The sequence below is a fragment of the Kribbella sp. NPDC004138 genome, from assembly GCF_053603655.1.
This window is the reverse complement of sequence record NZ_JBSGFZ010000004.1, coordinates 1-11925: the sequence shown is the minus strand read 5'-3', so window position 1 is coordinate 11925 and position 11925 is coordinate 1. Positions and strand designations below refer to the sequence as shown.

12 protein-coding genes are annotated in these 11925 nt (G+C 70.0%); 8 read left to right on the top strand and 4 right to left on the bottom strand.

Annotation, left to right across the window (positions count from 1 at the left end):
* Positions 1-72 precede the first annotated feature (72 nt).
* A complete protein-coding gene (locus ACWEOO_RS06195; RefSeq protein WP_452142060.1) occupies positions 73-1728 on the bottom strand; it encodes an FAD-binding dehydrogenase in 1656 nt (551 codons plus the stop codon).
* Positions 1729-1764: 36 nt separating this feature from the next.
* Between ACWEOO_RS06195 and ACWEOO_RS06190 the strand changes: the two genes are divergently transcribed.
* Both ACWEOO_RS06190 and ACWEOO_RS06185 read left to right on the top strand, forming a co-directional pair.
* On the top strand, positions 1765-3621 hold the full coding sequence (locus ACWEOO_RS06190) for a DUF5107 domain-containing protein (protein WP_452142059.1): 1857 nt from the start codon (positions 1765-1767) through the stop codon (positions 3619-3621).
* A 192-nt stretch (positions 3622-3813) separates the two neighbouring features.
* On the top strand, positions 3814-4206 hold the full coding sequence (locus tag ACWEOO_RS06185; RefSeq protein ID WP_359940415.1) for a DUF3592 domain-containing protein: 393 nt from the start codon (positions 3814-3816) through the stop codon (positions 4204-4206).
* 30 nt (positions 4207-4236) lie between these two features.
* On the opposite strand, the gene ACWEOO_RS06180 is transcribed toward ACWEOO_RS06185, so the two are convergent.
* Positions 4237-4905, bottom strand: a complete 669-nt coding sequence (locus tag ACWEOO_RS06180) for a TetR/AcrR family transcriptional regulator (RefSeq protein ID WP_452142058.1) — start codon at positions 4903-4905, stop codon at positions 4237-4239.
* A gap of 70 nt (positions 4906-4975) precedes the next feature.
* Between ACWEOO_RS06180 and ACWEOO_RS06175 the strand changes: the two genes are divergently transcribed.
* The 5 genes from ACWEOO_RS06175 to ACWEOO_RS06155 all read left to right on the top strand — a co-directional run bounded on the left by ACWEOO_RS06175 (position 4976) and on the right by ACWEOO_RS06155 (position 8186).
* A complete protein-coding gene (locus tag ACWEOO_RS06175; RefSeq protein ID WP_452142057.1) occupies positions 4976-5761 on the top strand; it encodes a zinc ribbon domain-containing protein in 786 nt (261 codons plus the stop codon).
* Between the two features lie 5 nt (positions 5762-5766).
* Positions 5767-6921, top strand: a complete 1155-nt coding sequence (locus ACWEOO_RS06170) for a phosphatidylinositol-specific phospholipase C1-like protein (protein WP_452142056.1) — start codon at positions 5767-5769, stop codon at positions 6919-6921.
* A gap of 7 nt (positions 6922-6928) precedes the next feature.
* Complete coding sequence (locus ACWEOO_RS06165) at positions 6929-7372, top strand: OsmC family protein (RefSeq protein WP_452142055.1); 444 nt, start codon at positions 6929-6931, stop codon at positions 7370-7372.
* A 134-nt stretch (positions 7373-7506) separates the two neighbouring features.
* Complete coding sequence (locus tag ACWEOO_RS06160) at positions 7507-7776, top strand: hypothetical protein (protein ID WP_452142054.1); 270 nt, start codon at positions 7507-7509, stop codon at positions 7774-7776.
* Positions 7776-8186, top strand: a complete 411-nt coding sequence (locus ACWEOO_RS06155; protein WP_452142053.1) for a type II toxin-antitoxin system VapC family toxin — start codon at positions 7776-7778, stop codon at positions 8184-8186. The genes ACWEOO_RS06160 and ACWEOO_RS06155 overlap by 1 nt, the downstream gene beginning before the upstream one ends.
* Before the next feature lie 472 nt (positions 8187-8658).
* Here ACWEOO_RS06155 and ACWEOO_RS06150 read toward each other — a convergent pair whose 3' ends face one another.
* On the bottom strand, positions 8659-9822 hold the full coding sequence (locus tag ACWEOO_RS06150; RefSeq protein ID WP_452142052.1) for an FUSC family protein: 1164 nt from the start codon (positions 9820-9822) through the stop codon (positions 8659-8661).
* Between the two features lie 58 nt (positions 9823-9880).
* Here ACWEOO_RS06150 and ACWEOO_RS06145 point away from each other — a divergent pair, with 58 nt between their 5' ends.
* Complete coding sequence (locus tag ACWEOO_RS06145) at positions 9881-10384, top strand: DUF5709 domain-containing protein (protein ID WP_452142051.1); 504 nt, start codon at positions 9881-9883, stop codon at positions 10382-10384.
* A 10-nt stretch (positions 10385-10394) separates the two neighbouring features.
* Here the strand turns inward: ACWEOO_RS06145 and ACWEOO_RS06140 are convergent, their stop codons facing one another.
* Positions 10395-11720, bottom strand: a complete 1326-nt coding sequence (locus ACWEOO_RS06140) for a cytochrome P450 (RefSeq protein ID WP_452142050.1) — start codon at positions 11718-11720, stop codon at positions 10395-10397.
* Positions 11721-11925: the final 205 nt, after the last annotated feature.

The following is an 11925-nucleotide window of genomic DNA, read 5'->3' as shown; positions in this document are numbered from 1 at the left end:
GTCACGCTAGAAGCCGTCCTTCCGCCCGGACATCGGATCGCGGCACACAACGACGGTGTCCGCGGTGGTCCGTCAGGACACTGCCTTGGCCGCTGCGCGTCCCGCCGTACGGCCGGTGAAGAGGCAGCCGCCGACGAAGGTGCCCTCGAGTGAGCGGTAGCCGTGGACACCGCCGCCGCCGAAGCCCGCCACCTCGCCGGCCGCGTAGACACCGGGGAGCGGGCTGCCGTCGGCCCGCAGGACGCGGGACTCCAGGTCGGTCTGCAGGCCGCCGAGCGACTTGCGGGTCAGGATGTTCAGCCGGACGGCGATCAGCGGACCGGCCTTCGGGTCCAGGATCCGGTGCGGCGACGCCACCCGGATCAGCTTGTCGCCGCGGTAGTTGCGGGCGCCGCGCAGCGCGGTCACCTGCAGGTCCTTGGTGAACGTGTTGGTCAGCTCCCGGTCCCGCGCGACGATCTGCCGCTCGAGGTCGTCGAGGTCGATCAGCCCCTCGCCGGTCAGGTCGTTCATCCCCCGGACCAGGTCCGGAAGGTTGCCGCGGACAACGAAGTCCGCGCCCTTGTCCATGAACGCCTGCACCGGCGCCGTCGGGCCGCCGCGGGCTCGGCCGAGCACGCCGCGGATGTCCTTGCCGGTGAGGTCCGGGTTCTGCTCCTGGCCGGAGAGCGCGAACTCCTTCTCGATGATCTTCTGGGTCAGCACGAACCACGTGTAGTCGTACCCGGTCCGCATGATGTGCTCGAGCGTGCCCAGCGTGTCGAACCCCGGGAACAGCGGCACCGGCAGCCGCTTCCCGGTCGCGTCGAACCACAGCGACGACGGCCCGGGCAGGATCCGGATGCCGTGCATCGGCCAGATCGGGTCCCAGTTCTGGATGCCTTCGGTGTAGTGCCACATCCGGTCCCGGTTCACGTACCGGCCGCCGGCCTGCTCGGTGATCGCGAGCATCCGGCCGTCCACATGCGCCGGTACGCCGCTGATCATCCGCTGCGGCGGCTGCCCCATCCGCTGCGGCCACTGCGCGCGCACCAGGTCGTGGTTGCCGCCGATCCCGCCGGACGTGACGATCACGGCCTGCGCGGTCAGCTGGAAGTCGCCGGCCTCGACGCGCGAGCTCGGCATCCCCCGCTGTACGTCGCTGGGCTCCAGCACCTTGCCCGCGACACCGTCGACGACGCCGCCGGTCACCGTCAGCTCGTCCACCCGGTGCCGGAACCGGAACTCGACCAGCCCCAACGCGTGTGCCTCCCGGACCCGGCGCTCGAACGGCGCGACCAGCCCCGGCCCGGTGCCCCACGTGATGTGGAACCGCGGCACCGAGTTCCCGTGGCCGTCGGCGTTGTACCCGCCGCGCTCGGCCCAGCCGACGACCGGGAAGAACCGCACGCCCTGCGCGTGCAGCCACGGGCGCTTCTCGCCGGCCGCCCAATCGACGTACGCCTCGGCCCACTGCCGGGCCCACTTGTCCTCGTCGTCCAGCCGGTCGAACCCGGCCGAGCCGAGCCAGTCCTGCAGCGCGAGGTCGCGGGAGTCCTTGATCCCCATCCGGCGCTGCTCCGGGGAGTTCACGAACAGCAGCCCGCCGAACGACCAGAACGCCTGTCCGCCGAGCGACGCCTCGGGTTCCTGGTCGAGCAGCAGCACCTTCCGGCCCGCGTCGGCCAGCTCGGCGGTCGCGGCCAGGCCGGCCAGTCCCGCCCCGACGACGATCACATCAGCGTCCATGTCGACCATGTATAGCGCACTTGGGAAGATGTAGCAGTGACGATCTTTTCTGTTCAAAACGTCGTACTTCCCGCAGCTTCGCTCGGTTCGGAGAACCCGCTGGCGCCGCTCCGCACCCAGCGCGAGCCGCACCTCGTCGAGAACATCGCCGAGCTTCCCGCGGACCTGCGGGCGAACGTCGAGTACGGGCGCCTGCACAGCCCGCTGCCGTGCCTGAACCAGGACGGGTACGACCGCACCCTGGTCGAGACGGAGCTTCCGGCGCTCGTGCTGGAGAACGACCACGTGCGCGCGACGATCCTGCCGAGCCTCGGGGGCCGGCTCTACTCGCTCGTCCACCACGGGCAGGAGCTGCTCTACCGCAACCCGGTCTTCCAGCCCGCGAACCTCGCCCTGCGCAACGCCTGGTTCGCCGGCGGCGTCGAGTGGAACGTCGGCAGCACCGGCCACTGGACCGGCACCTGCGCGCCGATGCACGCCGCCCGCATCGAGGGCCCGGACGGTACGCCGGTCCTGCGGCTGTGGGAGCTCGAACGCACCCGGAATCTGGTCACCCAGCTCGACTTCTGGCTGCCGGAGGACTCGGAGTTCCTGTACGTCGGGGTCCGGCTGCAGAACCCGTCCGACGCCGACGTCCCCGCGTACTGGTGGTCGAACATCGCGGTCCCGCAGTCCCCGGACCACCGCGTGCTGGTGCCGGCCGACCAGGCCTGGCAGTTCGGCTACGGCAGCCGCCTCGACCTCGTCGACGTGACGACGGACCTGACCTATCCGATGCGGCATCCGCGCGCCATCGACTACTTCTTCGAGCCGCTGGCCGGGGAGCGGTCGTGGATCGCGTCCGTCGACGGGGCCGGTGACGGGCTCGTGCAGGCGTCGACCGGGCGGCTGCGTGGCCGGAAGCTCTTCGTGTGGGGGCAAGGAGACGGCGGGCGACGGTGGCAGGAGTGGTTGTCGCCGGGGCTGGAAGGGGATGGGTACGCCGAGATCCAGGCAGGGCTCGCGCGGACCCAGATGGAGCATCTGAGGCTGCCTGGTGAGACTTCCTGGCACTGGTTGGAGGCGTACGGACGGCTGTCGATGGACGCCGGACGTGCGCACTCCCAGGACTGGACGACAGCTCGGGCCGCGGGTGCCGAGGCGTTGCAGCCGTTGCTCGCCGAGCTGCCGGCTCGTGAGGAGGCGTGGTTGGGGGTTGTTGACGCTGCCCCGGCGGAACGGCTTGCCGTCGGGTCCGGGTGGGGTGCGCTGGAGCTGCGGCGGACCGGCTGGACGGTGTCGGACGGTACGCCGTTCAGCGCGGACACGTTGACGTCGCGCGAGCAGGCATGGCTGCCGCTGCTCGACGGGCAGTTGCCTGCCGTGGACGACGTACCGGACGGGACTCTGGTGGCGTGGCGGGACCTGCTGGAAGCGGCCGAGGACAACTGGCTCGTCTGGTACCACCGGGGTGTGGCGCGGCACTACGACGGTGATGTCGACGGTGCGGTCGAAGCGTGGCGGCAGTCAGGGGACAACGTGTGTGCACTCCGCAACCTCGGGCTCGTCACGGGGGAGCTGGAGTACTACGAGCGCGCTGTCGCCTTCCGGCCCGACCTGGTGCCGCTTGTCGTGGAGGCGGTCGCGGCCGCGCTCGACACCGACGTACCGCGGGCGGAGCGGATGCTGGCGCAGGCCCCCGACGACCCGCGGATCCAGCTGCTGCGGGTCCGGCACGCGCTGGAGACCGGGGACCCGGCGACGGCACACGACCTGCTGGCTGCCGGGATCCAGCTGGCCACGGTCCGGGAGGGTGCGAACCCGCTGACCGACTACTGGCTGGCCGCCGAGGAGGCACTTGGCACGCACCGGCCAGTACCGCCGCAGTACCAGTTCGGAATGGGCGGAAACTGACAACTTCAGGTCAACTCTACCTCTAGAAACACCACTCCACCGGACTCTACTATGGTCCTGTAGAAAAGTTTTTGTACTTACCTGGAACCAAGTGGAGTCCGGTGGCGTCCCACCGGTGTGCGGCAAGGGCCGCGCAAGGCAGTTTCGACAACGACCGCGTCGCTCGCGGGTGGCGCGTCGGGGGTGAGTGCCATGTTGACGATCGTTGTACTCGGTGGGTTCGGCCTGGTGCTGGTGGTCGCGGCCTTCATCGTGACCGAAGTTCTGGCCGGTCTTCGGCCGTCCCAGATCCCCACCGGCACGGAAGAGAAGACCGCGGGACGAGTGATCCGGGTGCGTGGCCCGGTCCGCGGCCAACTGCAGAGCGGTGCCCCGGCGGTCTACACCGAGGTCATCGTCGAGTACTACACCCGCCGGGGTGAGGGGCCGTACGAGGTCGCTCGCAAGTTCCCGGTCGGGAGCAGGATTACTTACGCCAAGGGTGACCGGGTGATCGTCGCGTACGACGTCCGGAACCCGCGCCGGGCGCGCCTGGCGGGCCGGGTCAGCCACTGGCCGGCCCTGGGCCTGCCGTCCGCGGCCTGACGGAACACCTGCTTGAGCCTCCTCTCCGGCTCAAGCAGGAAGGTGGGGGGCGAGCAGGTTGTACAGCACCGGCCGGCCCTGATCCAGGACGTACTCCGCCTCGTCCGCGGACAACCGGTCCGCCAGGTGAGCGAGCGCCTCGCCCATCGTGATGCTCAGCGTCACCGCCAGCCGGAAGTCCTGTGAGTCGCGGGCGCCGAACCGCGCCGCCAGCAGTTCCGCGAACTCGCCGGCGTGCTGGTCGTCGAACTCGCCCGGCTTCGCCTCCAGCTCCGGGTCGCCGAGCCCGCTCAGCACGACCGCCTTGAAGCCCGGGTCGGTCCGGTGCATCTCCCGGAACGTCTCCAGCGTGACGTCGACCGCCGCGCGCCAGCTCGTCACGTCCGCCAGCCGCTCCCCGACCGCGTCGGTGTAGCGCGCCTGGTTCCGCCGCTCGATGGCCTGGATCAGGCTGCGCTTGTCCGGGAAGTACCGGTACACGCTGCCGACCGCGATCTCGGCACGCTTCGCGATCCCGCTCGTCGACGCCGCGTCGTACCCGCGCTCGACCACCTCGGCACACGCCGCGTCCAGAATCCGCTCGACCTGCCGGCTGGCCCGGTCCTGGGTCGGCGTCCGGCGCAGCGGGTACGCCGTACCTGGGTTGATATCGGCCGACTTACTCACCTGGATCGTCGCGAGTGAGCGTGTGCTGCGCACACGCGGCGACCCGCGACTCCCTCCCTTCGGAAGCCGGGGACTGTCGGTCCCGAGTGATTGGCTGAATGTCATGTCCCGGTTCCGGCTGTACCCGAACCCCGCGCAGCAAGCCCCACTGCTGGGTCAATGCATGCACGCTCGGTACATGTGGAACCTGGGGCTCGAGCAGTGGCGGATGTGGACTCGGGACAAGGGTCCGGTGCCCAGCTTTGCGGGGCAGTGCCGGCAACTGACCGAGGCGCGAGCCACCTTCCCGTGGCTGCGGGCGGGGTCGCAGACCGTGCAGCAGCAGGCGCTGCGAGACCTCCAGCAGGCTGTCCGGAACTTCTTCGCCGGCACCCACCGACGGCCAAGTTGGCGTAAGGCCGGACTGCACGAGGGGTTCCGAATCGTCGGGGCTCAAGCATCTCGGATCGTCAAGCTCAACCGGAAGTGGGCAGAAGTCAACGTGCCCAAGGTGGGCTGGGTGCGCTTCCGGCTGTCGCGCCAGATACCCGCTGCGAAGTCGTACCGCATCACCCGGGACCGCGCAGGTGGCGTCTGCGGGCATCGCGCACCGGAGAACCGCAAGAGTCAAGCGATCTTCCGATGTGTGGCCTGCGGACATCAGGCGAACGCGGACGTGAATGCGGCAGTCAACATCGCGGCCGGACGGGCCGTCAGCGCACGCCGAGAGATGCCACCCCGGATCTCGCCGACGCGTGAACCTCAACTCGCTACCTCCGCGGAGCAGTTGAAATCCCTATCCACTCCGGATGGGGAGGACGTCAACATTCACTTATTGTCCACGCTCGGGGGGACAACGTTGCCACCTCTTTGTGACAGATTGCCGACAGTTGGTCATGAGGAGGGGTAACTCGTATGCGCATCAACAAGACAGCTGTTGCGGGCCTTGCATCCGTCGCATTGGCCGCGTCCGGGGTCGCCGGTACGGCGCTCGGCCGGGATCACTCGGGCGGGAACGGCGGCGGTCTGCGCTTCAACCAGGTGCAGATGATCGGCTCGCACAACTCGTACCACCGTGAGCTCAGCCCGGCCGAGCAGAAGGTCCAGCAGGCGCAGAACCCGGGATCAGTCGACCTCTGGTACTCGCACGCGCCGATCACCCAGCAGCTCGAGGACCAGAACGTCCGCACGCTCGAGCTCGACCTGCTGCCGGACCCGGACGGCGGTCTGTACACGTATCCGCTGATCCGGAAACTGACCGGGCAGGGGCCGCTCACCGACCCGGCGATGGTGCAGCCGGGCATCAAGGTCATGCACATCCCGGACTTCGACTACAACACCACCTGCGACACCTTCGTGCTGTGCCTGCAGCAGGTGAAGTCGTGGTCGGACCAGCACCCGAACCACGTGCCGATCACGATCAACCTCGAGCTGAAGCAGTCCGACCCGAAGGTGGTCGCGGCCGGCGGCGTGCAGTCCCCGCCGTGGGACGCGGCCACCCTGGAAGGCGTCGACCGCGAGATCCGGTCGGTGTTCTCCGAGCAGGACCTGCTGACGCCGGACGACGTCCGCAAGCCCGGCCTGACCCTGGAGCAGTCGGTGCTGACCAAGGGCTGGCCGAAGCTCGACGACGTCCGCGGCCAGGTGCTGTTCTACTTCGACAACGGCGGCCCGGGCGCGATCCGCGACCTCTACCGGACCGGTCACCAGAACCTCGAGGGCCGTGCGGTCTTCACCCGTGGCCCCGAAGGTGAGCCGGACGCGGCGATCACGCAGGTGAACGACCCGCGGGGCGCGAACCAGGCCGAGATCCAGCGGCTGGTCGCGAAGGGGTACCTGATCCGGACCCGGTCCGACGAGCCGATGGCGACGATCCGGGACAAGGACTACAGCCGGCTCGGGATCGCCCTGGCCAGCGGCGCGCAAGTGGTGACGACCGACTGGCCGGTGGCCGGGATGGCCGCGCGGTACGACAGCGACTTCGTCGCCAAGCTGCCCGGGCACACCGCCGTACGATGCAATCCGGTGACGGCGCCGACCTGGTGCCACGGAGACGTCGCGGGAAGGTGACCTGAGCATGTCGGAGCACGTGGTCGATATCAGCTGGAGCCGTGGTGCGAACGAGTTCACCTACGACACCTACGACCGCGACCACGAGTGGCGCTTCGACGGCGGTGTCACGGTGCCGGGCTCGGCGAACCCGAAGTACCTGGGGAACCCGGGCCCGGTCGACCCGGAGGAGGCGTTCGTGGCGGCGATCTCGTCCTGCCACATGCTCACCTTTCTGGCGATCGCGGCCCGGAAGCGGCTGGTCGTCGACGCGTACGACGATCACGCGGTCGGGGTGATGGCGCCCGGACCCGCCGGGCGGCTGGCGATCACGCAGGTGACCCTGCACCCGACGATCGTCTGGAACGGCCCCGAGCCGGACGCCGCCACGATCAAGCGGATCCACGAAGTGGCGCACCGCGAGTGCTTCATCGCGAACTCGGTCACCACCGAGATCACAGTTGCCGGCTGACGGATCAAAGAAGAAGAGAAGAAGTATTTGTTCGGTGCGTGGCGGCTTCGGTGGGCCGGCGTCACTCGGCGGTCGGGTCCCTCAGCTGAGCGGTACCATGCATGGTGCCATGCGTGGTACCATCGTCCATGGCCATGAACCTGCGACTCCCACCTGACGTGACGACCGCGCTTCAGGCGGAGTCGGCACGGACTGGCCTGTCGCAGCAAGAGATCGTCCGGGACGCGCTCGGCCGGCGGCTGCACCTGATCGATACGGCGGACCCGGCTGGTGAGCGCGAGCGTGCCCGGGCCGAGCATGCCGTCCAGCCGGCCAGAGTGCCGTACCGCAAGGTGACACCACGCCTGCGGCTGCCGAAGGGCACCACCAGCCTCGATCTGCTCGACCGCGACGACCGCTTCTGATGCGGATCTACTTCGACAGCAGCGCGCTGATCAAGCGAGTCGTCGCCGAGGACGAATCCGACGACCTGGTGGAGTTCCTGGACAGCCGGTACGAGCAGGGCGACGTACTGGCGTCGTCCTCACTTGCCTGGGTCGAGGTCTCTCGCGTCGTCCTGGCCCGAGTCAGAAAGCCTGCCGATGCCGGCGACCTCATCGAGGGCGCGATGTCCGGCATCGACGAACGCCCGATGACGGGTGAGGTCGTCAGCGTCGCCCGGCGGATCGAGCCGTTGATCCTGCGCAGTCCCGACGCACTGCATCTCGCGACCGCGGTGCTGATCGACGCCGACCTGGTGGTCACGTACGACGACCGCCTGGCCGACGCCTGCCGCCGGAACGCGCTCGCGGTCGCGTCGCCGGGGCGCGACTGACAGTTGTCGCTGCACGCCGCTGGGTTGTCCGGTTCGCACCGGGTGACGAGCATCTTCCTTCTTCACTCAGCTACTTCTGTTTGGCAAATAAAACACCCGCCGACCGGCCTGAGCCTCGCGCAAACGGCGTCAGGATGGTCGGCGGGTGGTGGGGTGCACCTCTGTGGCGGTGCACCGGTCACGGATCCGGGGGCGCTTCGCACTGGGGCGCCTCTGCGTTTGCGTGCGACTTCCGTGCGGTCTGGCTCGGTGGGCAAGACCGTCCGGGTGCGCCGCCCGGGTCCGTTCGTCCGGCTGGCGCCTTACTGCTCGGCGGCGGCGTCGGTCCGGTCGTCGGTGGTCCGGGCCAGGAGGTCCTCGAGCTCACGGACCTGCTCGGTGGCCATCGTGGTCATCAGTCGGTGGATCGTCATGCCGGTGAGACGCCGCGCTCCCGAAGGTATGACGGGAATCCGGTCTGTGACCTGAGTCACTACTTCTCGTCGAGCCCGTCCGGGCGCAGCGGGACCAGCTTGCGGGCCTCGTCGTACGACGTACCGGTCAGCTCGAGCAGGTCGATGATCGTCGAGCGGAGCTGACCGAGGACCACGACCGCGGACAGTCCGGCCGGCTGCGGCAGGTCCGCCGTCCGCCGGCCCAGCTCGCCCAGAACGCGGTGCGCGGCCACGTCGGCGGCCGGTTCGAACAGGGACTCGCCGATCAGGCGGGTGCCGTCGGCGAGGCGGTCGAGCAGCATCGGGTACTCCGCGGGCATGGCCTCGTCGCGCCACACCGACACCGCGCACCGGCGGACCAGCACCCGGGTGTTCCGGATCGCACGGTCCAGCGGTACGACGAGATCGGCGATCTCCTGCACCCGCCCGCGGTGCCGGCGGCGAAACGGGGACAGCCGTACGACCGCGACCCCCTCGTCGGCGGCGCTGCGCAGGTCGTCGAGCCGTGACTCGCTGGCCCGGGCGCGGCGGAGCGCGTCGGTGATCGCCTCCTCGTCGCGGGTCCGCAGACCGTCGGCGGTCTCGACCAGAATCTCGGCCAGCTCGTTCAGCACCCCGGACGCCTGTTGCCGCGGGCGCCGGATCGCCGCCGCGGGTGCGATGGTGGCCGCGGCCAGCGCGACCAGTCCGCCGAGCGCCGCGTCCTGCCAGCGGCTGAAGCCGGCGCCGGGATTGGGCAGCAACGTTGTGACGATCGCGGCCTGGACGCCCGCCTGGGTGGTCATCAGGTTGCCGGCGCCGAGCAGGACGGCGACGCTCATCGCCAGCGCGATCACGAACACCAGTTGCAGGATGCCGGTCCCGAAGACCTTGACGAACAGGTCGCCGACGCCGACGCCGACCGCCACGCCGACCATCACCTCGGCGACCCGGCGCAGCCGCTGACCGAAGCTGAAACCGAGGCAGACCATCGCGGCGACCGGCGCGAAGAACGGTTGCTTGTGACCCATGACATAGCGCGCGAGGGTCCACGCGACGCCGGCCGCGAGCGCGCACTGGGCGATGAAGAACACCCGGCTGCGCCAGCGTTCGATCCGGCGGTCGATCGAGGCGCGGGACCGCCGCGCGGCGTGGGGCGCGATGTCGTCGCGCAGCTCCCGCAACTGGTCCAACGTCAGCCTGACCGGATCCACGCGCCCCATTCTGCGCGATGGGTGCGCCAGCTTGATTCCCGTGCCGGTCTCGGTTCAGTGTTGCTCCATGACCGAGAACAACCGTGAGGACTACGGCAGCTATTCCGTCGACGACGAGGACCAGCTGCAGGCGGAGGACACGCTCGACGACCGGGGCGTGGCGGATCTGCTCGACGAGGGCTACTCGCCGCCGGAGAAGTGGTCCGCGGGCGAAGGCTTCGGGACGACCGCGGACGAGGCGCTGCAGGGCGAGTCCCTGGACCAGCGGATCGCGCAGGAGGTCCCGGACGTCGACCCGTACGCCGAGGACGGCGAGGACGTCGGCGGCCCGCAGGTCGGCACGGAACGCTCGGGCCGCCTGGTCGCCTCCGACGAGGGCGCGCACAGTGACGACGACAGCGAGCTGTACGCCGAGGACGTCGGCATCGACGGCGCCGCGGCCGGCGCGGAGGAGGCGGCCGTGCACGTCGTCGACGACGAGGACGACTTCGAGCTCGAGGACGACGACGACCAGGACCGCGGCAGCTACCGCGACGTCGACCTGGGCGACGTCGGCGACCTGGAGGACTGACCGCCGCGGGTCAGCGGCGAGTGACCGAGACCTCGGCGCCGTGGCGCGGGACGAGGGTGACGTTCTTGGCCTGAGGCGGCTCCGGCCTGGGGTGTGGCGCGTGGAAGTCGTAGGCGGCCAGGGCGGCGCGGAGGATCTCGGTGCCTTCCATCAGCGAGAAGCCGGCGCCGATGCAGCGCCGGGCGCCGCCGCCGAACGGGATCCAGGTGCCGGGCGCGGGCGGATCGTCGGACAGGAAGCGCTGCGGGCGGAAGTCCTGCGGCATCGGGAAGTGCTCGCCGTCGCGGTGCACCAGGCCGATCGCAGCCATGATCGTCGTCCCGCGCGGCAGCCGGTAGCCGGCGATGTCCGCGGTCTCGGTCAGCCGCCGGCCGACCTGGTAGACGACCGGGTGCAGCCGCATCGCCTCCTTGACGATTGCCTCCAGCTCGTCGTCGGCCCCGGCGTCGGCGGCGCGCTGCCCGAACGCCAGCTCGGCCGGCCGCCGGGCCAGCTCGTGGAACGTCCAGGCCAGTGCGGTCGCCGTCGTCTCGTGCCCGGCCAGCAGCAATGTCACCAGCTGGTCGCGCAGCTCCACGTCCGACCAGTTGCCGGCAGCAAGCAACCGCGAGAGGACGTCGGTGCGCCCGGCGAACGTCTCGCGGCGCGCGGCGATCTCGTCGTACAGGATCTCGTCGACCTGCCGCTGGGTGTCCAGGTACGTCTTCCACGGCCGGACGCGGAGCAGTTGCGGGTAGAAGCCGCCGAGCATGATCACTGGCGACACCGACACGATCTTGTCCAGCAGCGGGCGCAGCGTGTTCAGCCGGTCGAGGTCGGTGACGCCGAAGATCACCTGCAGGATGATCTCCAGCGTCAGGTTCCGCATCCGCTGGTGCATCCTGAACGGCTCACCGACCGGCCATTTCGCCACCTCGGCGCGGGCCAGGTCGAGCACCATGGCGGCGTACCCGCGCAGCGCGGCGCCGGAGAACGCCGGCATCAGTTGCTTCCGCATCCGCACGTGGTCCTCGTCGTCGAGCAGCAGCAGGGAGTGCGAGCCCATGATCGGTTCGAGCACGGTGTTGCCCTCGCCGGCGTGCATCACTGACGGCGGGCTGCCGAACACCTCCCGGATGTGCTCCGGGCGGCTCAGCACGACGCAGACGCGGCTCGACGGCACCAGGCGGATCGTGAACACGTCGCCGTACTTGTCCCGCATCCGTGGGAAGAACGTGCGTCGGTGACTCGCGAACAGCACGGTCTGGGCGAGCGTCGGCAGCTTCGGGCCGGGCGGCAGCGTCCGGGCGGTCTGACGGTCGAGCGTGCGGGAACCGAGCAAGGGTGTCGGAGCCATGCTTTTCACGCTACGTCAGCCGGGTGAACGCCGGGCATCGAACGCCACAAGTACTGCGACAATCCGGGGCACCGCGCCCCGGCGCGCGCTTGGGGGGCGGCGGGGGGGGGTTTGTGGTGGGGCCGCCTGGGCGGGGGGGGGGGGGCGGGGGGGGCGGGGGGGGGTGGGCGGGGGGGGCCGGGGAGGAGAGGGGGGATGCAGGGGC